24 protein-coding genes are annotated in these 25,485 nt (G+C 71.4%); 13 read left to right on the top strand and 11 right to left on the bottom strand.

What is annotated here, in order from left to right; translation table 11 throughout:
• The first annotated feature begins 100 nt into the window (after nucleotides 1-100).
• From BLV72_RS39275 to BLV72_RS39265, 3 genes are all read left to right on the top strand, one after another.
• On the top strand, nucleotides 101-784 hold the full coding sequence (locus BLV72_RS39275; RefSeq protein WP_093468395.1) for a hypothetical protein: 684 nt from the start codon (nucleotides 101-103) through the stop codon (nucleotides 782-784).
• A gap of 205 nt (nucleotides 785-989) precedes the next feature.
• Nucleotides 990-1,811, top strand: coding sequence for a SigB/SigF/SigG family RNA polymerase sigma factor (locus BLV72_RS39270; RefSeq protein ID WP_093468393.1), 822 nt, complete (start codon nucleotides 990-992; stop codon nucleotides 1,809-1,811).
• 91 nt (nucleotides 1,812-1,902) lie between these two features.
• A complete protein-coding gene (locus tag BLV72_RS39265) occupies nucleotides 1,903-2,133 on the top strand; it encodes a DUF5133 domain-containing protein (protein ID WP_093468392.1) in 231 nt (76 codons plus the stop codon).
• A 114-nt stretch (nucleotides 2,134-2,247) separates the two neighbouring features.
• Here the strand turns inward: BLV72_RS39265 and BLV72_RS39260 are convergent, their stop codons facing one another.
• Nucleotides 2,248-2,931 carry a TetR/AcrR family transcriptional regulator gene (locus BLV72_RS39260; RefSeq protein ID WP_093468390.1) on the bottom strand — a complete coding sequence of 228 codons (684 nt, stop codon included), beginning with the start codon at nucleotides 2,929-2,931 and terminating at the stop codon, nucleotides 2,248-2,250.
• Nucleotides 2,932-3,000: 69 nt separating this feature from the next.
• On the opposite strand from BLV72_RS39260, the gene BLV72_RS39255 reads away from it, so the two are divergent.
• Nucleotides 3,001-3,873, top strand: a complete 873-nt coding sequence (locus tag BLV72_RS39255; protein WP_093468389.1) for an SDR family NAD(P)-dependent oxidoreductase — start codon at nucleotides 3,001-3,003, stop codon at nucleotides 3,871-3,873.
• 70 nt (nucleotides 3,874-3,943) lie between these two features.
• On the opposite strand, the gene BLV72_RS39250 is transcribed toward BLV72_RS39255, so the two are convergent.
• From BLV72_RS39250 to BLV72_RS39240, 3 genes are all read right to left on the bottom strand, one after another.
• Complete coding sequence (locus tag BLV72_RS39250) at nucleotides 3,944-4,513, bottom strand: TetR/AcrR family transcriptional regulator (protein WP_093468387.1); 570 nt, start codon at nucleotides 4,511-4,513, stop codon at nucleotides 3,944-3,946.
• An 81-nt stretch (nucleotides 4,514-4,594) separates the two neighbouring features.
• Entirely contained in the window at nucleotides 4,595-5,986 is a 1,392-nt protein-coding gene (locus tag BLV72_RS39245; RefSeq protein ID WP_093468386.1) for an amidase, read from the bottom strand.
• Nucleotides 5,973-6,182, bottom strand: a complete 210-nt coding sequence (locus BLV72_RS39240; protein ID WP_014059066.1) for a hypothetical protein — start codon at nucleotides 6,180-6,182, stop codon at nucleotides 5,973-5,975. The genes BLV72_RS39245 and BLV72_RS39240 overlap by 14 nt, the downstream gene beginning before the upstream one ends.
• A 158-nt stretch (nucleotides 6,183-6,340) precedes the next feature.
• Between BLV72_RS39240 and BLV72_RS50625 the strand changes: the two genes are divergently transcribed.
• From BLV72_RS50625 to BLV72_RS39230, 3 genes are read left to right on the top strand one after another with little or no spacing between them, the layout of a single operon-like run.
• On the top strand, nucleotides 6,341-7,072 hold the full coding sequence (locus BLV72_RS50625; RefSeq protein ID WP_244321234.1) for an MFS transporter: 732 nt from the start codon (nucleotides 6,341-6,343) through the stop codon (nucleotides 7,070-7,072).
• On the top strand, nucleotides 6,955-7,623 hold the full coding sequence (locus tag BLV72_RS50620) for an MFS transporter (RefSeq protein WP_244321532.1): 669 nt from the start codon (nucleotides 6,955-6,957) through the stop codon (nucleotides 7,621-7,623). The genes BLV72_RS50625 and BLV72_RS50620 overlap by 118 nt, the downstream gene beginning before the upstream one ends.
• Before the next feature lie 21 nt (nucleotides 7,624-7,644).
• Nucleotides 7,645-8,550 carry an MBL fold metallo-hydrolase gene (locus BLV72_RS39230; RefSeq protein ID WP_093468384.1) on the top strand — a complete coding sequence of 302 codons (906 nt, stop codon included), beginning with the start codon at nucleotides 7,645-7,647 and terminating at the stop codon, nucleotides 8,548-8,550.
• A 33-nt stretch (nucleotides 8,551-8,583) separates the two neighbouring features.
• Here the strand turns inward: BLV72_RS39230 and BLV72_RS39225 are convergent, their stop codons facing one another.
• The 5 genes from BLV72_RS39225 to glyA are packed head-to-tail and all read right to left on the bottom strand — an operon-like array spanning nucleotide 8,584 to nucleotide 15,039.
• Nucleotides 8,584-9,240, bottom strand: a complete 657-nt coding sequence (locus BLV72_RS39225; protein WP_093468383.1) for a sarcosine oxidase subunit gamma — start codon at nucleotides 9,238-9,240, stop codon at nucleotides 8,584-8,586.
• The gene (locus BLV72_RS39220) at nucleotides 9,233-12,148 is read right to left on the bottom strand and encodes a sarcosine oxidase subunit alpha family protein (protein ID WP_093468382.1); all 2,916 of its coding nucleotides are present in this window, start codon (nucleotides 12,146-12,148) and stop codon (nucleotides 9,233-9,235) included. The genes BLV72_RS39225 and BLV72_RS39220 overlap by 8 nt, the downstream gene beginning before the upstream one ends.
• Nucleotides 12,145-12,471 (bottom strand): sarcosine oxidase subunit delta, encoded by a 327-nt coding sequence (locus BLV72_RS39215; protein WP_014059071.1) that lies wholly within the window; start codon nucleotides 12,469-12,471, stop codon nucleotides 12,145-12,147. The genes BLV72_RS39220 and BLV72_RS39215 overlap by 4 nt, the downstream gene beginning before the upstream one ends.
• A gap of 10 nt (nucleotides 12,472-12,481) precedes the next feature.
• The gene (locus tag BLV72_RS39210; protein ID WP_093468380.1) at nucleotides 12,482-13,702 is read right to left on the bottom strand and encodes a sarcosine oxidase subunit beta family protein; all 1,221 of its coding nucleotides are present in this window, start codon (nucleotides 13,700-13,702) and stop codon (nucleotides 12,482-12,484) included.
• Complete coding sequence (gene glyA, locus BLV72_RS39205) at nucleotides 13,699-15,039, bottom strand: serine hydroxymethyltransferase (RefSeq protein ID WP_093468379.1); 1,341 nt, start codon at nucleotides 15,037-15,039, stop codon at nucleotides 13,699-13,701. The genes BLV72_RS39210 and glyA overlap by 4 nt, the downstream gene beginning before the upstream one ends.
• Before the next feature lie 105 nt (nucleotides 15,040-15,144).
• On the opposite strand from glyA, the gene BLV72_RS39200 reads away from it, so the two are divergent.
• The gene (locus tag BLV72_RS39200; protein WP_093468377.1) at nucleotides 15,145-15,813 is read left to right on the top strand and encodes a GntR family transcriptional regulator; all 669 of its coding nucleotides are present in this window, start codon (nucleotides 15,145-15,147) and stop codon (nucleotides 15,811-15,813) included.
• A gap of 125 nt (nucleotides 15,814-15,938) precedes the next feature.
• Here BLV72_RS39200 and BLV72_RS39195 read toward each other — a convergent pair whose 3' ends face one another.
• Nucleotides 15,939-18,170 carry an MMPL family transporter gene (locus tag BLV72_RS39195; protein ID WP_093468376.1) on the bottom strand — a complete coding sequence of 744 codons (2,232 nt, stop codon included), beginning with the start codon at nucleotides 18,168-18,170 and terminating at the stop codon, nucleotides 15,939-15,941.
• A gap of 243 nt (nucleotides 18,171-18,413) precedes the next feature.
• Between BLV72_RS39195 and BLV72_RS39190 the strand changes: the two genes are divergently transcribed.
• From BLV72_RS39190 to BLV72_RS39175, 4 genes are all read left to right on the top strand, one after another.
• Entirely contained in the window at nucleotides 18,414-19,172 is a 759-nt protein-coding gene (locus tag BLV72_RS39190) for a TetR/AcrR family transcriptional regulator (RefSeq protein WP_093468374.1), read from the top strand.
• A gap of 225 nt (nucleotides 19,173-19,397) precedes the next feature.
• Complete coding sequence (locus tag BLV72_RS39185; protein ID WP_093468372.1) at nucleotides 19,398-20,429, top strand: chitinase; 1,032 nt, start codon at nucleotides 19,398-19,400, stop codon at nucleotides 20,427-20,429.
• 15 nt (nucleotides 20,430-20,444) lie between these two features.
• Nucleotides 20,445-22,211 (top strand): coagulation factor 5/8 type domain-containing protein, encoded by a 1,767-nt coding sequence (locus BLV72_RS39180; RefSeq protein WP_093468371.1) that lies wholly within the window; start codon nucleotides 20,445-20,447, stop codon nucleotides 22,209-22,211.
• A 153-nt stretch (nucleotides 22,212-22,364) separates the two neighbouring features.
• Entirely contained in the window at nucleotides 22,365-23,588 is a 1,224-nt protein-coding gene (locus BLV72_RS39175) for a glycoside hydrolase family 88 protein (RefSeq protein WP_093468369.1), read from the top strand.
• 136 nt (nucleotides 23,589-23,724) lie between these two features.
• Here BLV72_RS39175 and BLV72_RS39170 read toward each other — a convergent pair whose 3' ends face one another.
• Entirely contained in the window at nucleotides 23,725-24,291 is a 567-nt protein-coding gene (locus tag BLV72_RS39170; protein WP_093468368.1) for a TetR/AcrR family transcriptional regulator, read from the bottom strand.
• Nucleotides 24,292-24,375: 84 nt separating this feature from the next.
• Between BLV72_RS39170 and BLV72_RS39165 the strand changes: the two genes are divergently transcribed.
• Nucleotides 24,376-25,305: an SDR family oxidoreductase gene (locus BLV72_RS39165; protein ID WP_093468366.1), complete on the top strand. Its 930-nt coding sequence runs from the start codon at nucleotides 24,376-24,378 to the stop codon at nucleotides 25,303-25,305.
• The last annotated feature ends 180 nt before the right edge of the window (nucleotides 25,306-25,485 follow it).

Genomic DNA, 25,485 nt, shown 5'->3' with positions numbered 1-25,485 from the left:
GGCGAAAGAGCCGGGCCGGTTCTCCCTCCCGGGCAACGCCGTACCCGGCTGATCGGGTAGGGGCCGGGCACCCCGTGCCGTAGGCACGTTTCCGGGGGCGATGGGCGGGGACCCACCCGGTGTGAGCCGAGAACGCGGCAGGGCCACCGACCCCGCGCGGCTGCGCTTCGACGGATGGATCGCGGGCACGGGCACCTCCTCCGGAACGCGCATCGTGCTGGGGCACTGGGCGCGGTCGCCGTTCGGGCCGTTCAGCGATGTGATGGTCGATCGCGCTGACGGTGAACGGCTGCTGCTCGCTCCCACGCCGGAGACGGCGGACTTCATCGCCCTCACCTACGCCTTCGACGCGGTGCGCATCGTGCCGGTCCGCGTGAGCGTCGAGGCGGGCACCTGGACCGTCCGGGCCGGGGCCCTGGACATGCGCTTCACCACGGGCCGGCGAGGGCCTCTGGGGCTTGTGCTGCGTGCCGTGCCCGGCGCGCTCGCCCGCCGTCCGGCCTGGAGCGCGCTGCTGGACGTCCCCGCCCGCCTGCTGCCGACCGGTGTGCGCACGCGCGGCAGCGCCGGGAGCGGTCGCCGTGAGTGGTACGGCGCGCGGGATCTGAGGCCGATCGTCACGGTGTCGGCGGTCTTCGAGGGCGACGACCTCGGTGTGATGGCGCCCGTCGAACCCCCGGTGCGCTTCGGGTTCGGTTCGGTGCCCCGGAGGCCGAGCGTCACCCGGGTCACCACGACGGTGGCACTGGGCCGGGGCCACACGCCCTTCAGGTCCCGGGCCTGAGCCGGGCCCGAGCCGGGGGCCTGAGCACGCGCCGGCCAAATGGGTTTGAGGTCCGCGACCTTGGCTAGAAGAGTGACTGACCGAGGTGCTTCGGAAAGCAGGCACACCTGGCGGGAGCCGCGCGCCACGCGCTGCGAGCCCCAGACCGTGCCGTGCCGGCCTCCCGCTCTGCTGTACAGCGACAAGCAGGGAGGAGAGAACCTCGATGAGCGCGACGTGTGCAGGCGCCCGCCGCCGTCACGATGACACTCCTGACACCGCGGCCGACTTCGAGCGGCTTGCCGCCATGTCTGAAGGACCCGAGCGGGAGGCACTGGCCGAGAAGCTGGTCGAAGCGTGGCTGCCGATGGCCCACCGCCTCGCCCGCCGCTACCGCAACCGCGGAGAGAACCTGGAGGACCTGGAGCAGGTCGCCGCCCTGGGCCTGGTCAAGGCCGTCGACCGCTACGACCCGCAGCGCGGAGGCGCCTTCCAGCCGTACGCGATCCCCACGATCGTCGGGGAGCTCAAGCGCTACTTCCGCGACTGCGCTTGGGACGTGCACGTGCCCCGGCGGGTGCAGGAGCTGCGCAACAAGGTCCGCGCCACCATTCAGGAGCTGGCCACCGCGGAGGGCACCGACCGCTCCCCCACCGTGGCCCAGGTCGCCGAAGCCGCCGGCATGAGCGAAGAGGACGTACTCACCGGGATGGAGGCCATCGACAGCTTCCGCTCCCTGTCCCTGGATGCCGAGCTCGCCGGCGCGGACGACGGCTACTCCCTGGCCGACACCCTCGGCCGACCCGAGGCCCGCTACGAGACGGTCATCGCCCGGGAGTCGGTCAAGCCCTGTCTGCACCGGCTGCCGGAGCGGGAGCAGCGCATCCTCTATCTGCGGTTCTTCCGCGATATGACCCAAGCCGGTATCGCCGAGGAGCTGGGCATCTCCCAGATGCATGTCTCCCGTCTCATCTCCCGCAGCTGCCACAAGATCCGCAAGCAGGTCGAGGCCGAGCCGCAGCGCGAAAACGCACCGGTGCCCGTCTGACGCCCTGTGGATGAAGAGACTCCCCGTACGTGAGGCGACAACGCCGTCACCGCACGTATCACGCCGCACGATGAAGAAGAAGGAGCCTGCCATGCTCATGGCCCACCCCGCGGTTCTGACCGGCCTCATCCGACAGTACGAGACCCTGCGAACCCTGCACGCCGAGGACGGCGGCCCGGAGGCGCGGCAGCGGCTCGACGACGTCGCCTACACGCTGTGCGTCGTCACCGGCACCCGCGATGTGGACGCCGCTCTGATCGCCGCCCGGCATCAGCTCCCCGGCGCCCACACCGAGGACGACTCCCTTCTCCCCTCCGCCTGAGACACACCCCCGCGTGCCCCGGCCGCCGGCCGGGGCACGCGGCATCCCGTCGCGGTCGCACCGCACCTCACCGGCCCGTACCGCCTGCCCGCGTGCGCGGTTCGGGCCGGTCGGCTACGGGGTGTCGGCCGAGGCCGTCGCGGAGGGTCCCGCGTCGAGTCCGGTGAGGAAGGCGGCGAGGACGCGGCGCAGGCGGGGTTCCACCTCGACGACCGCGTGGCCGAGCCGGGGGTCGGTCTCGTAGAGCTCCCGCAGGCGCGGGCCGGGGGTGGCCATCTGCCACAGGGCCCCGGCCATGCTGGTCGCCGCGGCCACCAGGTCGACGGTCTGCAACTCGGTCAGTCCGAGCAGTCGTCGCAGTTCGCCGTCGATCAGCTCGATCTCCTTGAGCGTCACCAGTTTGAAGGCGCGCACCGAGTCGATCGACACATTGCGCTCGAGGTTCAACGGCGCCTGGGCCAGCAGATCGCAGAACATCGGCCGAGCCGCCAGCGTGGCGGCGACGACCTCGGCAACCTCCGTGGGCGTGGCATGTGCCCTCCGTGCGAGATCGCCGCGCAGGTCCGCGGACCACTGCCGCCAGCCTTCCGCGGTGAGCCGCAGGAAGATCTGCTCCCTCGTTTCGAAGTAGCGAAGCAGGGCGGACTTGTGCATCCCCACGGCCGCGGCGATGTCGGTGAGGGTGACGTCCCGGACCCCGCGCTGGTGGCCGAGCGTACGGGCCGCGTCCAGGATCGCCTCTTCCCGCGCCTGCTTGGCCTGGGTACTGCGGGCGCGTTGGAAGGCAGGCGTCGTCATGTCCCACATCATAGGAACCCGTAAGGCAACGGCGTTGCATTATTAAGAGAACGGTGTTGTACTAACAGCATGAAGCAACAGGTCTGGTTCATCACCGGTTCATCGCGCGGCCTCGGCCGCGCCCTGGTCACCGCCGCCCTCGAGGCCGGCGATCATGTCGTGGCCACCGCCCGCGACCCCAAGGCCCTCGCGGAGGCATTCGGCGAGTACGGCGACCGCGTCCATCCCGTCGCGCTGGACGTCACTCGTCCACAGGCGGCACACGAGGCCGTCGAGGCGGCGCTCGCCCGCTTCGGGCGCATCGACGTGCTCGTGAACAACGCGGGATACGCGAATGTGTCGCCCATCGAGACATCGGACGACGACGACTTCCGCGCCCAGTTCGAGACGAACTTCTGGGGCGTCTACAACGTCACCAAGGCCGCGCTCCCCATCCTGCGCCGCCAGGGAGCCGGCACCGTCGTGCAGATCTCATCGATCGGCGGCCGGGTCGGCGGATCGCCGGGCATCGCCTCCTACCAGGCGGCCAAGTTCGCGGTCGACGGCTTCAGCCGGGTCCTCGCCGTGGAGACCGCACCGTTCGGCGTGCGCGTCATGGTGGTCGAACCGAGCGGCTTCGCCACCGACTGGGCCGGTTCCTCCATGACGGTCCACCCCATCCCCGACGCCTACGACGAGACCGTCGGGGCGATGAACCGGCTGGTCCGGCAGAGCACCACGGGAGCGGCCGGGGACCCTCGGCGCGCTGCCGAGATCATCGTGCGCACCGTCCACCGCGACCAGGTCCCGAGCCATCTCCCGCTGGGCGTGAACGCGACGACCATGGCGCGGGACTACTCCCAGCGCCAACTCGCCGAGGCGACCGCCTGGGAAGAGGTCAGCCGCTCGGCCGACTTCGGCGAGCCCTACCCCGTACAACTCCCCGAAGGCACGGCCGAGTAGGGCCTGCCGGGAGAGCGCCGGTCACACCACGCGTTGCGGGCTGCGACCGGCACGACGGTGTCCCTCGCGGTCACCCGTCCTCGCCGACCGGGCCGAGGAGCCCCGCCACGAGTCCGCGGGCGTAGGCGGCGTCGAGTCCGGCGGGGCGGAAGAGGATGCGGTACATCAGGGGGGCCACGACGCGGTCGATGACCGTCTCGACCTCGGGGATGTCGTCCCCGCGTTCGGTCGCGCGGGCCAGGATGAGGTCGACCTGGTCGGCGGCGTAGGCCGAGCACTGGCCGGCGTTGGTGCCGTCGGGGTCGCCGAGCAGGGCGTCGCGGATATAGGCACGGCCGGCGGGGGAGGCCATCTCGTCGAGGAACTGCTCGGCCCAGGCCGCCAGGTCGGACGCCAGGGCGCCGTGGTCCTTGGGTGCGGTGTCGGGCCGCAGCCGCTCGACCGCCACGTCCGAGAGCAGTTCCGTGAGGTCTCCCCAGCGGCGGTAGATCGTGGAGGGGGTGACCCCGGCGCGCTGGGCGACCAGCGGCACGGTCAGGGCGTCGCGGCCCACCTCCGCTTCGAGTTCGCGTACGGCGGTGTGCACCGATGCCTGGACCCGGGCGCTGCGCCCGCCGGGGCGCACCATCTGCTTGCTCATTCCTCCACCTTAAAGCAAATTTCTTGCTTCTAGACAGTGGTGCGCCCCAGGCCGCCGCCCCAGGCCGCCGTCAGGCCGCCGTCAGGCCGCCGGTGCGAGCAGGCGGGTCGGCTGGGACTGCTCGTAGGCGTGGCCGACCCGCAGGAGCACGTTCTCCCCGAGGGGCCGCCCCAGCAGTTGCATGCCGATCGGCAGGCCCGCCGTGTCGTGGCCGACCGGGACGGTCAGTGACGGCACTCCGGTGAGGTTGGCGGGGGCCGAGAGGCGTACGTAGGCGTCGGAGACGGCTTCCACGGTGCCGTCCGCCCAGGTGATCGTCTCCTGGTCGGCCTTGGCCGCGGTCGCCGGAACCGTCGGGGCGGCGATCACGTCGACATCGGCCAGCACGCGCGCCCACTCCTGGCGCATCAGCGTCCGGGAGCGCTGGGCTCGCAGATAGTCCCCGGCGGGCATCAGTTCCCCGGCTTCGAGCAGGGTGCGCACGTCCACCTGGTACAGCTCGGGCACCGCGCGCAGGGTGCGCTCGTGGTAGGCGGTCGCCTCCGGCACCATCAGGCCCCACTGAGTGGCCTGGATATAGCGGGTCATGGGGATCTCGACCTCGACCAGGCGTGCGCCGAGGGCCTGAAGCCGGTCGACGGCCTGCCGGACCGCGGCTTCCACCTCCGTATCGACGTGCTCGAAGTAGTAGTTGCGCGGCACGCCGACGCGCAGTCCGGTCAGGTCCTCGCCCGCACCGGGCCGGTAGTCCTGCGCGGGCGCGCCCAGGGAGGCGGGGTCGCGGGGGTCGTGCCCGGCCAGGGCCGCCAGGACCAGGGCCTGGTCCTCGACGGTGCGGGTGAGGGGCCCGACGTGATCCAGCGACCAGGACAGGGAGGTGACGCCGTGGCGGGGGACGAGGCCGTAGGTCGGCTTGAGGCCGACGACCCCGTTGAGCGCGGCGGGGACGCGGATGGATCCGCCGGTGTCGGTGCCCAGGGCGAAGGTCGCGGCGCCCGAGGCCACGGCCACGGCGGATCCGCCGCTGGAGCCGCCGGCGACCCGGCCGGTGTCCCAGGCGTTGCGGGTCTGCGGGGTGGTGAGCCCGTAGGCGAACTCATGGGTGTGGGTCTTGCCGACCAGGACCGCGCCGGCCGCGCCGAGGCGGGCGGCCACCGTACTGTCCGCCTGCGCCCGGTGGTCTGCGCGGACCCGGGAGCTGGCGGTGGTGGCCACGCCGGTGACGTCGATCAGATCCTTCAGCCCCATCGGGATGCCGTGCAGGGGGCCGCGTGAGCGGCCGACCGCGATGTCGTCCGCGGCCTTGCGCGCCACGTGGCGCGCCTGCTCGGCGGTCACCGTGGCGTAGGCGTTCAGATGGGGTTCCAGCCGCTCGACACGTTCCAGGACGGAGTCCACCAGCTCGACCGGGGACAGCCGCCCGGCCCGGATCGCGGCGGCGGCCGCGGTGAGGGACAGTTCATACGGCTGCATCGTGCTGCTCCTCTCGCGCACGGTAGGCGGGGGCGGGCGGGGTGTCACCGAAGTCGAGTTCGCGCAGGACGGCGACGACCGAGTGGATGTGATTGGCGGTGGCCGCCGCCGCGGCGTGGCGCTCGGGCGGCAGCGGGAGCCCGGCCCTGGCGGCCCAGCGGGCCGCTTCCGGAGGGGTGAGTTCAGCAGCGGACATGGTGTCTCCCTCATGGACCGGAGAGGCGGAGCGACCCCGCGAGGAGTGGCCCCGGCGATCCCCGGCAACTCGAACAAAAGCTAACGGTTTGCGTTAGTCGACTGTAGGGCCTACAGTCCCTTAAAGCAAATGCGTCGCTTTTAGCGGGAAGGAGTCCCATGTCCAGCGCCACCTCCGGCGCCCCCGCGCAGTGCCCCTGCACAGCCGTCCCCCTCCGCGAGGCCACGGCCGGCCGCACCGCGCCCCTCCGCCGGACCACGGCGAACCGCACCGCGCCCCTCGTCCTCTACGCGTCGGTCCTCACGACCCTCCTGGCCGCGTCCAGCGCCCCCACCCCGCTGTACCCGCTCTACCAGGACCAGTGGGGCCTGTCCGCGCTCACCATCACGGTGATCTTCAGCGCCTACTCCCTGACCCTGCTGCTGGCCCTGCTCACCGTCGGAGCCCTCTCCGACCACCTGGGACGGCGCCCGGTCCTGGTGGGCGCGCTGGCCCTGGAGTCCGTGTCCATGGTGCTGCTGGCCGCGGCGGACGGCGCCGGACCGCTGATCGCCGCCCGGGTCCTGCAAGGAGCGGCCACCGGCGCGGCCACCAGTGCCTCGGGAGCGGCGCTCCTCGACCTCGACGACTCGCTGCGCCCCGGCCGGTCGGCCCTGACCAACAGCATCACCCCGGTGGCCGGCATGGCCGGCGGCGTGCTCGTCTCGACCCTCCTCATCCCCCTCTCCCCGCGCCCACGGTCACCGTCTACCTGCTGCTGGCCGCGCTGTTCGTGGCGCAGGCGGCCGCGGTCACCTTCACCGCGGAGACCGGCCACCGGCGCCCCGGCGCGCTGCGGTCGCTGCTCCCGCGGCTCGGCGTCCCGCCCTCGGCCCGCCGCGCGCTGCTGACCGTGGGCACGGGCGTCGTCGCGGTCTGGGCGCTCGGCGGTCTCTACTCCTCCCTGGGGCCCGCGCTCGTACGCCTCGTGGCCCCCGGCACTCCCCGTACGGCGGGCGGGATGGTGTTCTTCACCGTCAGCGCCGCCGCCGCGCTCACCGTATGGACCCTGCGGCGCACGGCGCCGACCTCCGCCGCCACCGGCGGCTGTCTGGCCGTCATCCCGTCCGCCGCCCTGAGCCTGGGCGCCCTGCACGGCGCCGGACCGCTCGCCCTGTTCGGCGGCGCGGCCCTGGCGGGCATCGCCTTCGGCGCCGTCTCCCAAGGGGCGCTGCGCATGATGCTCGGCTCGCTCGACGAGCGGGACCGGGCCACCACGGTGGCCGCCTACTACGTCCTGAGCTATCTGGCGATGAGCCTGCCCGCCATCGCCGCGGGCGCCGCCACCCAGCACTACGGGCTCCGCACCGCCTCCTACGCCTACGCCGTCGGCGCCGCCGTCCTCGCGGCCGCGGCGGTGGCGGCACTCACCGCGTCACGGCGCGACGCACTCCCCCACTAGAGACCAAGGAAACGACGGACCATGCACACAGCACACAGCATCGAGACTCCCTTCTGGACCGTGGGCGACCTCACCGTCCACCGCATCGACGAGGTGCTCCTGCCGCCGCAGACCGGGCCGTGGCTGCTGCCCGACGCCACCACGGACGTGGTCACGCGACAGGACTGGCTGCGTCCGGACTTCGCCGACCAGGAGGGCATCCCGCGCCTCGACAGCCACAGCTTCGCCTTCGAGGTGAGCGGGCTGAAGGTGCTCGTCGACACCGGCATCGGCAACGGCAAGACACGGGCCAACCCCGCCTGGCACGATCTGCACACCGACTATCTGGAGCGTCTGGCCGCCGCCGGATTCCCCCCGGAATCCATCGACTTGGTGATCCTCACCCATCTGCACACCGACCACGTGGGCTGGAACACCCGCGAGGTGGACGGCTCATGGGTGCCCACCTTCCCCCATGCGCGCTACCTCACCTCCCGCGCCGAACGGGAGTTCTGGGCGGGCTACGACATGGACGAGCCGCGCGCGCAGATGTTCCGTGACTCCGTGACCCCGATCGAGGAAGCGGGACTGCTCGATCTGGTCGACGTCCTGGCCGAGGGCACCGAGGTCGCCCCCGGGCTGCGGCTGATCCCCACGCCCGGCCACACCCCCGGCCATATCGCCCTCCAGCTCACCAGCCGCGACCGGACGGCGCTGATCACCGGCGACTGCATCCACCACCCCGTCCAGCTCGCCCACCCCACCATCGGCTCATGCGTCGACATCGCCCCCGAGCAGTCCGAGGCCACCCGCCGCGAACTCCTCGGCTCCCTCGCCGATACGGACACGCTCCTGCTCGGCACCCATTTCCCGCCGCCCACCGCCGGCCGTGTGATCACCCACGAGAACACCTACCGGCTCTCGCCGGTACGCCCGGACGCGCGGTGACGACGGGACGTACATCGAGCGCGGCCCACCCCATCAGCCCAGCGCCGGCCCCCGGTACTCGCTCATCGCGTCGATGAGCCAGCGCGCCAGGTAGTCGGCGAACGAGGACCGAGGGAAGAGCCGGTACGTCGGGGCGCCGTCGACCTGCCAGAGCAGCACCGCGACGGGCCCCACCGTGGTCGACACCGCGTGGCCGGGGCCGAAGGCCCGGGGGTGCAGGTCCAGCGGGCAGCCCTTCTCCAGCACCTGCCGAGCGGCCGGGCCGCTCAGCTCCAGCGTGGTGCGGTTCGCCGAAACGTCCACGGCCGAACCCGGATCCGCCCCGAGTGCCGCCCGCAACGCGGCGACCACGGTGGTCCCATCGACCCCGTCGGCCCGGGAGAGCACGAGCCACTCGTCGGGTCCGAGCCAGAGAACCGTGTGCGAACCCGATGCGGTGGTGTGGCCGCACTGTCGCGGCAGTGGCGCCCCCAGGGACTTCTCGATGCGGACGGCCGCTGCGGAGGCGGGGTCGACGCGCAGGTTCACCATGGTGTGGAACGGCCACTCGGTCAGCGTGACGCCCCGGGGGCCGGTGACGGTGGCGGTGCGCATCCGCTCCGCCAGATGGGCCAGGGGGCTGGTGCGCAGCGCCACCGGGCCCGCGCCCTCGCCTGCCCCCGCGCCTGCGGCGTTCGTCGGCTCAGCCATCTCGCCTGGTCCCTTCGGGGTCGTAGAGGACGGTGTCGGCCACCAGGACGGGCACCAGGTCCTCGCCCACCGGGGCAAGGAGGGTCTCGCCGATCCGTGCCCGCCCGTCGGCGACGAGGGCGAGGGCGAAGGGGCGGCCGAGGGCCGGGCTGTGGTAGCTGGAGGTGACGTGGCCGAGCATCGGCACCGGCCCGGTCTCGGGGGTGAGGGGCACGTCCGGCGCGATGAGCTGGCTGCCCTCGGGCAGCCTGGTCCGCCGATCGCTCGGCAGCAGCCCGACCAGCTGCTTGCGGTCGGTGCGGGAGGTGTCGGCGCGGGAGTATGAGCGGTTGCCGATGAAGTCCTTGCGCTGGGAGACCACCCAGGACATGCCCGCGTCCTGCGGGGTGACGGTGCCGTCGGTGTCCTGGCCGACGATGATGTAACCCTTCTCGGCCCGTAGAACGTGCATGGTCTCGGTGCCGTACGGGGTGATGTCGTACGGCCGGCCGATCGCGTACACCTCCTCCCAGACCGCCGGGCCGTACCACGCGGATACGTTGATTTCGTAGGCGAGTTCGCCGGAGAAGGAGATGCGGCAGATGCGGGCGGGGATGCCGGAGGCCAGGGTGGTCTCGCGGAACGCCATGAACGGGAAGGTCTCGTTCGACAGGTCGACCTCGGGCGCGAGATGGGCCACGACCTCGCGCGACTGGGGGCCGACGACCGCGATCGTCGCCCACTGCTCGGTCACCGAGGTGCAGTGGACGTCGAGGTCGGGCCATTCGGTCTGCAGCCACTCCTCCAGCCACTCCAGGACGGCGGCGGCGCCACCGGTGGTGGTGGTCGTGAAGTAGCGGTTCTCGTCGAGGCGCAGCGTCACACCGTCGTCGAAGATCATCCCGTCGGGCTTGCACATCACGCCGTAGCGGGCCGTGCCGGGCTTCAGCTTCTTGAAGGCGTTGGTGTAGATGCGGTTGAGGAACTCCCCCGCGTCCGCGCCCCAGATCTCGATCTTGCCGAGGGTGGAGGCGTCCATGAACGCCACCCCCTCACGGGCCGCGCGGCACTCGCGGGCCACGGCCGTGTCCATGTCCTCGCCGGGCCGGGGGTAGTACCGGGGGCGCTTCCACTGCCCGACGTCCTCGAACACCGCCCCGTGGGCGACGTGCCATGGGTGGATGGAGGTCGTGCGCTCCGGATCGAACAGCTCGCCGCGCTCACGCCCGGCCAGCGCGGCGAAGGCCACCGGCGCGTACGGCGCCCGGTAGCCCGTGGTGCCGATCCGCCCGGGTGACGCGCCCGCGCCGAGCGCCTCGGCGATCACACCGATCGCGTTGACGTTGGAGGTCTTGCCCTGGTCGTTCGCCGTGCCGAGCGAGGTGTAGCGCTTGATGTGCTCGACGCTGCGCATACCGGCGCCGGTGGATCGCCAGACGTCGGCGACGGTGACATCGCGCTGCAGGTCGACGAAGTGGGTGTCCCAGTCGCCGGGTTCGCTGCCGGGATCGGGTGCGGGCACCAGCCACAGGGCGCGCACCGGGCCCGCCGCGACCCGGTGCCCGGCCGCGTCGCCGGACGGCGGTTCGGGCGCGGCCACCGCGAACCCGGCGTCCGTCGCGGCTCGCGCACCGGCCCGCGCCCCTTCGGCGAGACAGCCGTGGAGGTCGTACGTCCCCCGGGCCGCGCCGACGATGTGCTGGTTCCGTACGGTGCCGTCGGGGACGAAGGCGACCAGGTCCTCGTCCCAGCGCAGCGTGCCCTGGCGCTGGCTGTGCAGATGCACCACCGGGCTCCAGCCGCCCGAGACGGCGAGCAGGTCGCAGTCGAACGACTCGCTCTCACCGGTGAGTTGACCCTCGGCGTCGAGGGCCTGGACGGTGACACCGGTGAGCCGGTTCCCGCCCGCGGTGTCGACCACCGCACGGCCCGTCAGCACCCGCACCCCACTCGCCACGGCGACCTCGGCGGCCCGGCGGGACAGCTCGGGCCGCGCGTCCACGACGGCGGCGATGTCGATCCCGGCGGCGTGGAGATCGGCCACCGTGTCATAGGCGCTGTCATTCGTCGTGCCCACCACGGCCCGCGAACCCGGTGCCACGGCGTATCGGTTGAGGTACGAGCGCACGGCTCCGGCGAGCATCGCCCCGGGCCGGTCGTTGCCCGCGAAGACCAGCGGACGCTCGTGGGCGCCGGTGGCCAGGACCACCTGGCGGGCCCGGATGTGCCACAGCCGCTGCCGCGAGACGCCTGCGGACGGTTCGGGAGCGTCGGCGCCGAGGTGGTCGGTGCGCCGCTCCAGGGCCAGTACGTAGTTGTCGTCGTAACTGCCGAACGCCGTGGTGCGCCGCAGGACGACGACCTCCGGGGCGGCGTCGAGGGCCGCGCACACTTCGGCGACCCACTCCAGGGCGGTCTGCCCGCCGACCCTCTCGGTGCGCCCCGAGAGCAGCGAACCGCCGGGCTCGGGCTGGTCGTCGAGGAGGATCACCCGGGCGCCGGAGCCTGCCGCAGCGGCGGCGGCCGCGAGCCCGGCCGGTCCGGCGCCGACGACGAGGACATCGGTGTGGACGTACTTCTTGTCGTAGCCGACGGGGTCGGGGCCCGGATCGAGCCGCCCCATCCCGGACAGCGTGGTGGCGGACAGGCCGTCGTACAGCTCTGCCGTCGTGGCGGGCACCATGCCCTCGGAGCACGGCCCGTCGATCTGCAACAGGGCATTGGGCTCCTCGACACCCGCGGCGACGATGCCGCGGGGGCGGCCGCGGTAGATCGACGGGGCGGCCTCGACGCGCCCGTTCGCCAGCATCGCCGAGGCGACGGTGTCCCCGGGGTGCCCGGTCATCTCCCGGCCGTCGACGGTGAACCGCAGCACGGTGCCGCGGTCGACGCGGCCCCCTTCCGGGAGCCGGAAACGCTGGTCGGTCATCGGTTGCCTCCGGCCGGTTCGGCGGGCTGGTGGACATCCGCCCGGCCGGGCAGTTCGGGGCGGGGCTCATCGAGCCGGTAGGCGGCCAGCACTTCGTAACTCACCGTGTCGCGCAAGACGTTGAACCAGCGGCGGCAGCCGGTGCCGTGCATCCACCGCTCGGCGAAGGGCCCCTTGGGATTGTCACGGTAGAAGACGTACGCGGCCCACTCCTCGTCGGTGAGGTCCGCGGGGTTTCCGGGGTAGGGGACGTGGGCCTGTCCCCCGTAGTGGTACTCGGTCTCGTCGCGAGGACCGCACCATGGGCAACTGATCAGCAGCACGATGTCCTCCTCAGTGGGCCACGGCCGCGGCGCCGTGTTCGTCGATCAACGCGCCCGTCGTAAAGCGTTCGAGGGCGAAGGGGGCGTTCAGCGGATGCGGCTCGCCGGTGGCGATGGTGTGGGCGAAGGTCCAGCCGGCGGCCGGGGTGGCCTTGAAACCGCCGGTGCCCCAGCCGCAGTTGACGTAGAGGTTCTCGACGGGGGTGGTGCCGATGATCGGGGAGGCGTCCGGGGTGACATCGACGATGCCGCCCCAGGTCCGCAGCACATGCGCACGGGCGAAGACCGGGAACAGCTCGACGGCGGCGGCCATCTGACGCTCGATCACATGAAACGAGCCGCGCTGCCCATAGCCGTTGTAGGCGTCGACGCCCGCTCCCATCACCAGCTCGCCCTTGTGCGCCTGGGAGACGTACACGTGCACATGGTTGGACATGACCACGGTGGGGTGCACCGGTTCGTGCAGTTCGGAAACCAGCGCCTGGAGCGGATGGGACTGCACCGGCAGCCGGACGCCGGCCCGCTCGGCCAGCACGCTGCTGTGCCCGGCGGCCGCGAGACCGACCCGGCCGGCGAGGATACGGCCGCGGCTGGTCTCGACCCCCACGACCCGGTCGCCGTCCTTGAGGAAACCGGTGACCTCGCACCCCTGGATCAGATCCACGCCCATCTCATCGGCCCGGCGGGCCAGCGCCCAGGCGACGTGGTCGTGCTTGGCGATACCGGCCCGCGGCTGGAAGGTGGCGCCGAGGACCGGATAGCGGGTGCGGGGCGAGACATTGAGGATGGGGCAGACCTTGGCGACCTCGTCCGGCTCCAGCCACTGGGCGTCGACTCCGTTGAGGCGATTGGCGTTGACCCGGCGCACACCCTCGCGGACGTCCTGGAGGGTGTGCGCGAGGTTGAGGACGCCGCGCTGACTGAACAGGAAGTCGTAGTCCAGCTCCTCCGGAAGCCGCTCCCACAGCCCCAGCGCGTGCTCGTAGATCGCCGCGCTCTCGTCCCACAGGTAGTTCGAGCGGATGATCGTGGTGTTGCGTGCCATGTTGCCACCGGCCAGCCAGCCCTTCTCCAGAACGGCGACATTGGTGATGCCGTGGTTGCGGGCGAGGTAGTAGGCGGTGGCCAGGCCGTGGCCTCCCGCGCCGACGATGACGACGTCGTAGGAGGAGCGCGGCTCGGGGGTGCGCCAGAGGAAGTCCGGATGCTCCGGCAGCGGCGTGGCGGTCATGCCGCGTCTCCGTTCGGGCGGGGCGGATGGGGCGGGTGGGGCAGCCGGGGATAGAGGGGGAACGCGGTGGCGAGCTTTTCCACCCGGTCACGCAGCAGGCCGGTGCGCTCGTCGCCGGGCCGCTCGGCCATCAGGGCCTGCGCGACGATGTCGGCGACCTCCCGGAACTCCGCCGTGCCGAAGCCCCGGGTGGCCAGGGCCGGGGTGCCGATCCGCAGCCCGGAGGAGACCATCGGCGGACGGGGGTCGAACGGCACCGCGTTGCGGTTGACGGTGATGCCGACACGGTGCAGCCGGTCCTCGGCCTGCTGCCCGTCGAGCGCGGAGGCGCGCAGATCGACCAGGACCAGATGCACCTCGGTGCCGCCGGTCAGCACGGTGATCCCTGCCTCGGCCACATCGTCGGCCAGCAGCCGTCCGGCGAGGATGCGGGCGCCGTCCAGGGTGCGTCGCTGGCGCTCCGCGAACTCCTCCCCCGCCGCCACCTTGAAGGCCACCGCCTTGGCCGCGATGACATGCTCCAGCGGGCCGCCCTGCTGCCCCGGGAAGACCGCGGAGTTGATCTTCTTGGCCAGGTCGGCCCGGCTGAGGATCACCCCGCCGCGCGGGCCACCGAGGGTCTTGTGCGTGGTGGTCGTCACGACATCGGCGTACGGCACCGGGTTCGGGTGGAGGCCCGCGGCCACCAGCCCGGCGAAGTGTGCCATGTCCACCATCAGATACGCGCCCACCTCGTCGGCGATCCGGCGGAACGCGGCGAAGTCCAGCCGGCGGGGGTAGGCCGACCAACCGGCGACGATCATCTTGGGCCGGTGGGCGAGCGCGAGCCGCTCGACCTCGTCCATGTCGATGCGCAGATCGGACTCGCGCACGTGGTATGGCACGACCTTGTACAGCTTGCCGGAGAAGTTGATGCGCATGCCGTGGGTCAGATGCCCGCCGTGCGCCAGGTCGAGGCCGAGGATCGTGTCGCCGGGCTGCAACAGCGCGAACATCGCGGCCGCGTTGGCCTGGGCGCCCGAATGCGGCTGCACGTTCGCCGCCTCGGCGCCGAACAGCTCCTTCACCCGGGCGATGGCCAACCGCTCGATGACATCGACGTGTTCACAGCCGCCGTAGTAGCGGCGGCCGGGGTAGCCCTCGGCGTACTTGTTGGTCAGGACCGAGCCCTGGGCCTCCATGACGGCGGCCGGGGCGAAGTTCTCCGAGGCGATCATCTCGAGGGTCGACCGCTGACGGTGCAGCTCGGCGTCGACCGCGGCGGCGACCTCCGGGTCGAGCTCGCTGAGCGGGACGGAGTGAGGGGTGGTGACCTGGGTGGGCGGGTTCGCTGCCATGTGCGCACCATCCTGGGGGCGAACTACTGGACCACTGATCGGCAACTGATATATCAGCCTCTGCGGTAAGGTATGGGAGCTCGCCGGACAGGTCAAGGGGGCCTTATGCGGAACGTGGCGACCGAGCCCGGGGACGGTGAGGAGCTGTCCCTCGCCGAGCGCGCCTACCGCGCCATCCGGGACCATCTGGTCATGCTCGAGATCCGCCCGGGCGCGCCGATCAACGAGGACCAGTTGGCACAGTCCCTCGGCGTCGGGCGGACGCCGGTGCGCGAGGCGCTCAAGCGGCTCCAGTACGAGCGCCTCGTCACCACCTACCCCCGGCGCGGCACCTTCGCCACCGAGGTCAACATCACGGACCTGGCCTATATCTCGGAGGTGCGCCAGGAGCTGGAGCCCCTGGCCGCCGCCCGGGCCGCGCGGCGCGCCACCGCCACCGACCGCGCGACGCTGACGGCCCTGCGGCGGGAGCTGGAGAGCGTGGATCCGCGCGGGAACGCCGCCGCCGACCTCATGCATCTGGACCTTCAGGTGCACCGCGCCATCTACGCCGCCACGCACAACCCGTACTTGGAGGACACCCTCGTCCGCCACGACAATCTGGCCACGCGCATCTGGTGCCTGTTCATCGACCGCCTGTCCGACGTGGCCGGCCATGTCGAAGAGCACGGGCCGCTGATCGACGCGATCGTCGCCGGTGACCCCGACAAGGCGGCACAGCTCGCCGGCAACCATGTCGAGGGCTTCGAACGGGCCATTCGCGCGGCCATCTGAGACGCCGACTTCCTGGCCGCGGGCGGGAGTCCTACCGGTCAGCGCGCGGCATCGCGCTGCCTATGAACGTCCATGCCCGCCTCCCGTGGGGTGGAGGCGGGCACAGCGGGGCGCGGTCTGGCGGGTCAGACGCGCGTCGAGTGCTCCGCGTACGGCGGCTCCGCCGCGGCCCCCGGCGCGGGCGCGGGGCCGCCCTCGCCGAGGCCGAACCGTCCATGGACCGTGCGGAGGAAACCGGGCGCGTACCAGGCCGAGCGGCCGAGCAGGCGCATCGCGGCGGGGACGAGGACACCGCGTACGGCCACGGCGTCGATGAGGATGGCCAGCCCGCTGCCCAGGCCGAACATCTGCATGAAGCTGATCTTGGAGGTGCCGAAGGCGAAGAAGCTCACCGCGAGCAGGCAGGCCGCCGCGGTGACGATGCGTCCCGTGTGTCCGAGACCGTTGGCCACGGCGGACTCGTTGTCCTCGCCCAGGTCGTGGAGTTCCTTGATCCGGCTGGTGACGAACACCTCGTAGTCCATCGAGAGGCCGAAGGCGATGCAGAACATCAGCACGGTCATCGACACCTCCATCGGCTGCGCCGAGAAGCCGAGCAGCGAGGAGAAATGCCCGTCCTGGAAGATCCACGTCATGACGCCGAGAGTCGCTCCCAGGCTGATCACATTGAGGGCCAGGGCACGCAGCGGCTGCACGACACTGCCGGTGAACAGGAAGAGCAGGACGAAGGTGGTGAGGGCGACCAGGGCCACGGCGATCGGGAGCCGGCCGCTGATGGAGTCCTTGGAGTCGACCAGTTCGGCGTCGACCCCGCCCACCAGGGGCAGCGATCCGGCGGGCGGGGTGACCGCCCGCACCTCGTCGACCAGGCTCTGGGCCTGGTCCGACCGGGGTGGCAAGGAGCTCACCACACTGATCCGCTGCGCGTCGGGACGGCCGAGGGCGGCGTTGCCGGGGCCGTCTGCCGCGGACCCTCCCTCGGCGTAGGTTCCCGCGCTGGTTTCGACGCGGACGACGCCGTCGAGACGGGACAGTCGCGTGGCGTACGCCGCCAGCGGGGCCTGCTTCAGGGGCTGGTCGATGACCACGTGGAGGGCCGCGTCGTCGCTGCCGTTGAAGTTCTCCCGCAGCGCCGCGGCGACCTGCCGGCTCTCGGCGCCCTCGGGCAGGACACGTTCGTCCGGTGTGCCGAAGGTGATGCCCAGCAGTGGGATCGCCGCCAGCAGCAGGACCGCGAGCACGGGCAGCGCGGTGAGCGCGGGCCGCCGCATGACGGTGCGGGCCAGCCGTCCCCACAGGGATGCCCGGGTGCCGGTGTGCCCCGGCTTCACCCACGGCAGCCGTCCGCTGTTGACCCGGTGCCCCAGCACCTTGAGCAGGGCCGGCATCACGAACAGGGTGCCGATCGCCGCGAGGGCGACCACACCGACCCCCGCATAGCCGAACGAGCGCAGGAAGTACTGCGGGAAGACCAGGAGCGCCGCGAGCGCGGCGGCCACGGTCGCGGCGGAGAACGCGACGGTGCGGCCCGCGGTGTTGACCGTCTGCCGGACGGCGTCGTCCACGCCCGCCCCCGCCGCGAGCTGCTCCCGGAAGCGGCTGATCATCAGCAGGGCGTAGTCGATGCCCAGTCCGAGGCCCAGGGCCGTGGTGAGGTTGGTGGCGGAGACGGATACGTCGGTGACGCTGCCGAGGAAGGAGAGCTGGGCGAACGAGCCCATGATGGCGATGAGGGCGATGGCCAGCGGCAGCAGGGCCGCGACCACACTGCCGAAGACGAACAGGAGCAGCACGAGGGTCAGCGGCACCGCGACGGTCTCGGCCAGGACGAGGTCGTCGACCACCTGTTGCGACATGTCGCCACCCACGGCGGCGCCGCCACCGGCTTGCACGGTGAGGGTGTTCTTGTACGACCCGGTGTAGGTGTCGAGGAGGTCCCGGGCGTTCTCCTGCTGCTGTGTCTCGTCGCCCTTCACATGAGCGAGGACCATGGTTTGGCGGCCGTCCCGGGAGCGGAGGTCGGCGCTGCCCGTGTCCCAGTACGAGACGACGTTGGCGAGGTTCTTCTCCTCCTTGAGGTCGGCCACCAGGCTCCGGCCGCTCTCCTTGGCGGCCGGGGTGTCGATGCGGCCGTCGGCGGCACGGACCAGCAGGACCAGGTTGGTCTCACCGCCGAACTTCTCGTCGATGACCTTCCCGGCACGGGTGGACTGGGAGGCCGGGTCGTCGAAGCCGCCCCCCAGCAACTTGGTGAACGCGCCGGATCCCGCGGCGCCCATGAGGGCCACCGCCACGACGGCGACGACGAGTACCAGCCGGGACCGGCGAATCGCCAGTTCGGCTATGCGTTCAAACACGCACGATCTCCTTTGCGTCCTTGCGGTGAAAAACGACGTGAAGCGGCCCGGTGGCATGAGGGGGCCGGCGCGGTGCCGCGCGGAGGCTCCTCGCCCGTCAGAACCACGTGCGGGGTCGGTTTCGCACTCTTCGTCGCCGCGACGACGTTAAGTGAGCAGGCCCTGCCTTTGGCAGTGTGAGATTTCCCTAACAGTGCTCAATTTTCCGATGTCCCGCCGGAGTTGCCGTCGTACGGTCGCCGCATGCCCGTAGACGAGCCCACAACGGCCCCGCCGTCGCTGCGTCAGCGACGCCGGGCCGCCGCCACCCGGGAGATCCTGGACGCCGCCGAGCGCCACATCACCGAACACGGCCCCGCGGCCCTGTCCCTGCGCGCGGTCGCCCGCAGCCTCGGAATGACCGTGCAGGCGCTCTACCACTACTTTCCGAGCCGGGAGGCCCTGGTCACCGAGCTCATCACCAAGACCTACGACGATCTGGCCGATGCCGTGCAGGCGGCGATCGACACCGCCGCGGACCACCCGGGCCTGCCACGTCTGGTGGTCGCGACCGAGGGCTACCGCCGTTGGTCCGTCGCCCATCCCGAGCGGTTTCAGCTCCTCTACGGAACGCCCCTGCGGGACTACGCGGCCCCCGTTGAGGGCCCGACCACCCAGGCGACGCGCCGGATGAGCGCGATCTTCGAGCGCGAGTTGTTCGGTGGGTTCACCGCCGCGCAACTCGCCGCGGCCGACACCCCCGCCCTCTCGTCCTCGCTCCGGGCACATCTGGAACAGTTGCGAGGGGACGGTCCGGATGCCCTGCCGCCACCGGCGGCCGCTCTCCTGCTGAGCGCATGGGGACATATGCACGGCCTCGTCGTGCTGGAGGTGTTCGGGCACACCGCCTTCATCGGGGAGCACCAGGCCGAGATCTTCCGCATGGCCATGCTGAAGTTGCTCGACGACATCCACCGCCGGATCCCCGCGCCCGTGGACACGCCACGTTCGGCCGGCGGCTGAGGTGTTCGGCCGCGCAACGCGTCACGCGAGTTCGCTCCTTGAAGGCACGTCACTTCATTGGTGCGGACCTATTGACGGGACGCGTTCAACTCCCGAAATATATGGGCCGAGAGTCCGGCCGTGACCTTCCGGCCGAAAACCGCATGTCGCGGGCTGCGGCGGCGCCTGTCCGACGGACATGCCACTGCCGGGGCCCGTCCGCGTCTGAGGAAGGCATCCCCCCACATGAACCACCGCGAAGAATTCACCGCCCAGGATCGCGCACACCGCCGCCGCCGGCGGCGGACCGCCCTGGCCGTGGCCGCCGTGGCCGCCGTCGCGAGCACGACCGCGGCCGCCTGGGCCGCGAGCCCCGGTCAAGCCCCCACCGCGGCATCCGCCGCACCCGCCGCCGTGGCCCCCTACCTGTACAACGGATGGGGTAACCCGCCGGACCCGGGCGAGGTGATGGACGCCACCGGCGTCAGCTGGTTCACCCTCGCCTTCGTCCTCGACTCGGGCAACTGCTCCCCGCAGTGGGACGGCAGCCGCCCGCTGACCGGCGGGGCCGACGAGCAGACCGTGAAGGCCATACGGGCCAAGGGCGGCGATGTCGTGCCGTCCTTCGGCGGCGCGAGCGGCGCCAAGCTGGAGCAGTCCTGTGGCGACGCGGACGCTCTCGCCGGGGCCTACCAGAAGGTCATCGACGCCTACGGTCTCAAGGCCATCGACATCGACATCGAAGGCGATGCCTACAACGACCCGGCCGTCCAGCAGAAGACGATCGACGCCCTGAAGCAGGTGAAGGCCGACAACCCGGGGCTGCTCACCTACGTCACCTTCCCCAGCGATCAGAACGGCCCCGACGACAGCATGATCCGCCGGGCCGCCGAATCCGACTTCGAGGCCGACAGCTGGACCATCATGCCGTTCGACTTCGGCGGCGAGGGCCAGAACATGGGCGAGCTGACCAAGCAGGCCACCGACGGTCTGAAGAACGCCGTCAAGGGCGCCTACGGCTACAGCGACGACGACGCCTACCGGCACAGCGGGCTGTCCTCGATGAACGGCATCACCGACGTCAACGAGACCGTCTCCACCGACGACTTCGAGACGATCCTGGACTACGCCTCCCAGCACCACCTGTCGCGGCTCTCCTTCTGGTCCGTCAACCGGGACCGCCCCTGCCCCGGCGCCTACCCGAACGACGACACCTGCTCCGGAGTCACCCAGGAGCCCTGGCAGTTCACCGGAATATTCGCCCGGTACCAGGGCTGAGGGAGACCCACCACCATGACGAACGACACCACCAGGCGCGGGCATCGCGGACGCCGCCGCATCGCCGGCTGGACCGCCGCGTTCGCCGCGCTGGCCGGCGCCGCCGCGGCGGCGCTGACCGTACCGGCAGCGCACGGCGCGGACGCCGAACCGGACTTCGGTCCCAATGTGCAGGTCTTCGACCCGTCCATGTCCGCCCAGGACATCCAGGGCAAGCTCGACTCGGTCTTCGGCGAGCAGGAGAAGAACCAGTTCGGCCAGGCCCGGCACGCCCTGCTGTTCAAGCCCGGCTCCTATGACGTCAAGGCCAACGTCGGCTTCTACACCCAGGTGGCGGGCCTGGGCCTGTCGCCCGACGACACCACCATCAACGGCCAGGTGCACGCCGAGGCCGACTGGTTCGACGGCAACGCCACGCAGAACTTCTGGCGCGACGCCGAGAACCTGGCCGTCAACCCGGACGGTGGCGCGGACCGTTGGGCCGTATCGCAGGCCGCCCCGTACCGCCGCATGCATCTGAAGGGCGATCTGCAGCTCGACGACGGCGGCTGGTCCAGCGGCGGTCTGCTGGCCGACACCAAGGTCGACGGACAGGTGAAGTCCGGATCGCAGCAGCAGTGGCTCTCCCGCAACACCGAATGGGGCAGCTGGACCGGCTCCAACTGGAACATGGTGTTCGTCGGCGCGCAGAACGCCCCGGCCGGGAACTTCCCCAACCCGCCGTACACACGCGTCGACAAGACACCCGTGTCCCGTGAGAAGCCGTTCCTGTACGTCGACGACGACGGCGCCTACAAGGTGTTCGCGCCGGACGTGCGCAAGGACTCGACCGGCACGTCCTGGTCCTCCGGTGCGCCCAAGGGCACATCGATCCCACTGGACGACTTCTTCATCGTCAAGCCGGGTGACACGGCGGAGGAGATGAACGCGGCGCTCGACGCGGGCAAGCACCTGCTCGTCACCCCGGGTGTCTACCACCTGGACGCGCCGCTGAAGGTGACCCGGCCCGACACCGTCGTGCTGGGCCTGGGGCTGGCCACGCTGATTCCGGACAACGGGGTCTCGGCGATGACGGTGGCCGATGTCGACGGCGTCAAGCTCGCGGGCCTGCTCATCGACGCGGGCAGCGAGAACTCCGAGACGCTGATGGAGGTCGGCCCCGAGGACTCCTCCGCGAACCACGCCGACAACCCCACCTCGCTGCACGATGTGTTCTTCCGGGTCGGCGGCGCGGGCGTGGGCAAGGCGTCCACCAGTCTGGTGATCAACAGCTCGAACGTGATCGGCGACCACACCTGGATCTGGCGCGCCGACCACGGTGACGGCGTCGGCTGGGACTCCAACACGGCCGACCAGGGGCTCGTCGTCAACGGCGACGACGTGACCATGTACGGCCTGTTCGTGGAGCACTACCAGAAGCACCAGACCACCTGGAACGGCGAGGGCGGCCGCACGTACTTCTACCAGAACGAGATGCCCTACGACCCACCGAACCAGGACGCCTGGATGAACGGCTCCACCAAGGGATACGCCGCCTACAAGGTGGCCGACTCGGTCAAGCGCCATGAGGCATGGGGTCTGGGCAGCTACTGCTTCTTCAACACCAACAAGTCCGTCACCGCCGAGCACGCCTTCGAGGTTCCCGAGACCCCGGAGGTGAAGTTCCATGACATGGTCACCGTCTCGCTCGGCGGCACCGGCACGATCAACCACGTCATCAATGGCACAGGAGGCCCCTCGGACGCGGGCAGCAACGTCGCGAACGTGATCGACTACCCCTGATCTTCCGGCTTCCCCGACGCACTCCATCAGCTCCACCAGCTCCACAAGTTCGCCTGTGGGGCGCGGGTACCTCGCCCGCGCCCCACAGGCGGCTGAGCACACGTACGGACCGCATCTCGTTGTCGGATTCCCCTTCGTGAAGGACGGGCACTGATGAGCGTTTCCCGGCGAGCCCTGCTGACCACCGCGGCCGGTACGGCGGTGGCGGCCACCTCGATCGCTCCCCCGGCGCAGGCCGCGCAGAAGGTTCCCGGCCATGCCGCCGCCACGCTCGATGCGACGGCGGACTACGCGGTGGCCAAACTGCGCGCGGTGGCACCGGGGGTGAGTGGCTTTCCGGTCGGTACCAAGTTCGAGAAGTGGACGTACTCCCAAAACGGCGACTGGGTCGGCGGGTTCTGGCCCGGCACCCTGTGGATGGCCTGGCTCCACAGCGGCGAGGAGCGGTTCCGCACCCTGGCGCTCGCCTCCGCGGAAAAGCTCGCCCCGCGCCAGGACGACACCGGCACCCACGACCTCGGATTCCTCTTCTACCCCTCGTGGGTCACCGCGTGGCGGCTCACCGGCGACGACAAGTGGCGGACGGGCGCGATCCGGGCCGCCTCCTCACTGATCCGGCGGTACAACCCGAAGGGCCGGTTCATCCGGGCCTGGGGAGCGCTGAACGATCCGGCGAACGCGGGCCGGGTCATCATGGACACGATGATGAACCTCGATCTGCTGGCGTTCGCGAGCAGCCAGACCGGGGACGGAACGTACCTCGACATCGCCGTGGAGCACGCGAGAACCACCCAGCGGAACTTCCCCCGCCCGGACGGTTCGACCCCGCACGTCTACGACTTCGACCCGACATCCGGCGCTCCTCTCGGCCCGGGCACGGTGCAGGGCTACAGCCCGGCCTCCTGCTGGTCACGCGGACAGGCATGGGGGATCTACGGATTCACCACGATCTACCGCCGGACCGGCCGGCGGGAATTCCTCACCACCGCGCGGAAGCTCGCCGACTTCGCCCTGGGCGCGCTGAGCCCGGACCATGTGCCGGTGTGGGACTACCTCGCGCCGCAAGCGCCCCACGACATCAAGGACGCCTCCGCGGGGGCGGTCATGGCCTGCGGCCTGCTCGACCTGTCGCGGGCGACCGGCGAACCGCGCTACCGCGAGGAGGCGCTGAAGCTGCTCACCGCGCTGTCGGAGACCTGTCTGACCAGGAAGTCGACCCGCGCGGATGCGGTCGTGGCGCGCTGCACCCGCAATCGGCCGAGCGAGGACGGCGTCGAGATCTCGCTTCCGTACGCCGACTACTACCTGCTCGAAGGCATCCTGCGGGTGCTGCGGCCCGACGACATCGACCGGGCCATCGACCTGTCCACGGTCTGACCCGGCCCCGGTCGGCGAACTTCTCCACGGTCTGACCCGGCCCCGGCCACCGAACCTGTCCACGGTCTGACCCGGCCAAGGTCGCCGACCACCCCATCGCTCGCTCTCCAAGCCGCCGGGGCCGCCGGTGCGCCGCTCAGGCGCCCGCGGTCACGGCCTTGAGCTCGTCCAGCGATTCGCGCATCACCTGCGCCATCCCGCGTTCCTCGGACACCAGGACCCAGCGCTGGAAGCCGACCTTGAAGACGGCGAGCCCCGCCTCCGCGGCCAGGCTCGCGGCAGGCTCGGCGACACCGCGCCGGCGCAGCGTGTCGGCGAGCGCGGCCGACAGCGAGGCGAGTTTGATCAGCTCGCGCTCCAGGAGTTCCGCGTTCGCCGTGATCACGGCCTGGCGCTTGCGCGCGTACTCGCGACGGTCTTCGAACAGCTCGGAGACCGCGTCCAGGCCCACCCCCAGCGCGTCGATCGGCGCCGCGGACTCCGGGGCTTCGGCGACCGCCCGCACAAACAGTTCCTCCAGCTCACCGGAGCCGGCGAACAGCACCTCGCGCTTGTCCGCGTAGTGCCGGAAGAAGGTCCGCTCGGTGAGCCCCGCCCGTCTGGCGATCTCCGCCACGGTGGTCTGCTCGTACCCGCGCTCGCTGTACAGCTCGAGCGCCGCTTTCGCCATGCGTCCCCGCGCGTCCGGCTGCCACCTACCCATACGCGGATCTTACGCGATGACAGTCCATGACATCAGGTGTAGTGTCGATGACAGTAACTGACATCAACAGTCTGGGGCTCTCCCATGCGCATCTTTGTGACCGGCGCGTCCGGCTGGCTCGGCTCCGCCCTGGTTCCCGACCTCCTCGACGCGGGACACCGGGTCCTCGGCCTCGCCCGCTCCGACGCCTCCGCCGCCGCGCTCACCACGGCCGGGGCCGAGGTCGTCCGCGGCACCGTCGACGACCTCGACGTCCTGCGGGACGCGGCCATCGCCTCGGACGGGGTGATCCACCTCGCCTTCAAGCACGACATCGCCTTCACCGGCGACTTCCAGGGCGCCGCCGAGGCCGACCGCCGCGCCGTCGACACCTTCGGCGACGCGCTGGCCGGCACCGACCGCCCCTTCGTCCTCGCCGGCGGTCTGGCGGGCCTCGCGCCCGGCCGGGTGGCGACCGAGCGGACCACCCCCGCCATCGACGGTTCACCGACCTCGATCCGATCGGCCACCGCCCAGGCGGTGCTCGCCCTCGCCGCACGCGGCGTGCGCTCCTCCGTGGTGCGGCTCGCCCCGACCTGCCACGGTGAAGGGGACCAGGGCTTCATGGCGACTCTGGTCGCCACTGCCCGGGCCAAGGGCGTCTCCGGCTACCTCGGCGACGGCGCCAACCGCTGGCCGGCCGTCCACCGGCTCGACGCCGCACGGCTGTTCCGCCTGGCGGTGGAGAAGGCCCCGGCGGGATCGGTGCTGCACGGCACCGCGGAGGAGGGCATCACCATCCGCGACATCGCCGAGGTGATCGGCCGCCATCTCGGCGTCCCGGTCACCTCCGTGGCCCCCGAGGCCGCGGCCGAGCACTTCGGCTGGCTGGGCGCCTTCCTGGGCATGGACGCCCCGGCGACGAACACCCTGACCCGCGAACTGCTGGACTGGCAGCCGACCCACCCCGGCCTCCTCGAAGACCTCGACAAGGGCCACTACTTCCACACCCCCGCCGCCACCGCCACCGCCTGACGTACGGCTCGGGGACGCACACCGATCAGGACGAGGGCGACGGCCGGACAGCGCGTCAGCCGGGCAGGGTCTGCGCGATTTCCAGCGCCATGTGCAGTCCCAGCGGGTCGCCACGCCGATGACCTGTGGCGCCCGCGTGAAGGGCACCACACCGACGGGGCTGGCCGCCGCCCGGTCGAT

The organism is Streptomyces melanosporofaciens (assembly GCF_900105695.1).
Lineage (GTDB): Bacteria > Actinomycetota > Actinomycetes > Streptomycetales > Streptomycetaceae > Streptomyces > Streptomyces antimycoticus.
This window is presented reverse-complemented; position numbering and strand designations above follow the sequence as displayed.

Excerpts from the sequence above, each read along its gene's own strand:
- BLV72_RS39275 (WP_093468395.1), top strand. The coding sequence starts at position 101 with ATGGGCGGGGACCCACCCGGTGTGAGCCGAGAACGCGGCAGGGCCACC.
- BLV72_RS39270 (WP_093468393.1), top strand. The coding sequence starts at position 990 with ATGAGCGCGACGTGTGCAGGCGCCCGCCGCCGTCACGATGACACTCCT.
- BLV72_RS39265 (WP_093468392.1), top strand. The coding sequence starts at position 1,903 with ATGCTCATGGCCCACCCCGCGGTTCTGACCGGCCTCATCCGACAGTAC.
- BLV72_RS39260 (WP_093468390.1), bottom strand. The coding sequence starts at position 2,931 with ATGACGACGCCTGCCTTCCAACGCGCCCGCAGTACCCAGGCCAAGCAG.
- BLV72_RS39255 (WP_093468389.1), top strand. The coding sequence starts at position 3,001 with ATGAAGCAACAGGTCTGGTTCATCACCGGTTCATCGCGCGGCCTCGGC.
- BLV72_RS39250 (WP_093468387.1), bottom strand. The coding sequence starts at position 4,513 with ATGAGCAAGCAGATGGTGCGCCCCGGCGGGCGCAGCGCCCGGGTCCAG.
- BLV72_RS39245 (WP_093468386.1), bottom strand. The coding sequence starts at position 5,986 with ATGCAGCCGTATGAACTGTCCCTCACCGCGGCCGCCGCCGCGATCCGG.
- BLV72_RS39240 (WP_014059066.1), bottom strand. The coding sequence starts at position 6,182 with ATGTCCGCTGCTGAACTCACCCCTCCGGAAGCGGCCCGCTGGGCCGCC.
- BLV72_RS50625 (WP_244321234.1), top strand. The coding sequence starts at position 6,341 with ATGTCCAGCGCCACCTCCGGCGCCCCCGCGCAGTGCCCCTGCACAGCC.
- BLV72_RS39230 (WP_093468384.1), top strand. The coding sequence starts at position 7,645 with ATGCACACAGCACACAGCATCGAGACTCCCTTCTGGACCGTGGGCGAC.
- BLV72_RS39225 (WP_093468383.1), bottom strand. The coding sequence starts at position 9,240 with ATGGCTGAGCCGACGAACGCCGCAGGCGCGGGGGCAGGCGAGGGCGCG.
- BLV72_RS39220 (WP_093468382.1), bottom strand. The coding sequence starts at position 12,148 with ATGACCGACCAGCGTTTCCGGCTCCCGGAAGGGGGCCGCGTCGACCGC.
- BLV72_RS39210 (WP_093468380.1), bottom strand. The coding sequence starts at position 13,702 with ATGACCGCCACGCCGCTGCCGGAGCATCCGGACTTCCTCTGGCGCACC.
- glyA (WP_093468379.1), bottom strand. The coding sequence starts at position 15,039 with ATGGCAGCGAACCCGCCCACCCAGGTCACCACCCCTCACTCCGTCCCG.
- BLV72_RS39200 (WP_093468377.1), top strand. The coding sequence starts at position 15,145 with ATGCGGAACGTGGCGACCGAGCCCGGGGACGGTGAGGAGCTGTCCCTC.
- BLV72_RS39190 (WP_093468374.1), top strand. The coding sequence starts at position 18,414 with ATGCCCGTAGACGAGCCCACAACGGCCCCGCCGTCGCTGCGTCAGCGA.
- BLV72_RS39185 (WP_093468372.1), top strand. The coding sequence starts at position 19,398 with ATGAACCACCGCGAAGAATTCACCGCCCAGGATCGCGCACACCGCCGC.
- BLV72_RS39180 (WP_093468371.1), top strand. The coding sequence starts at position 20,445 with ATGACGAACGACACCACCAGGCGCGGGCATCGCGGACGCCGCCGCATC.
- BLV72_RS39175 (WP_093468369.1), top strand. The coding sequence starts at position 22,365 with ATGAGCGTTTCCCGGCGAGCCCTGCTGACCACCGCGGCCGGTACGGCG.
- BLV72_RS39170 (WP_093468368.1), bottom strand. The coding sequence starts at position 24,291 with ATGGGTAGGTGGCAGCCGGACGCGCGGGGACGCATGGCGAAAGCGGCG.
- BLV72_RS39165 (WP_093468366.1), top strand. The coding sequence starts at position 24,376 with ATGCGCATCTTTGTGACCGGCGCGTCCGGCTGGCTCGGCTCCGCCCTG.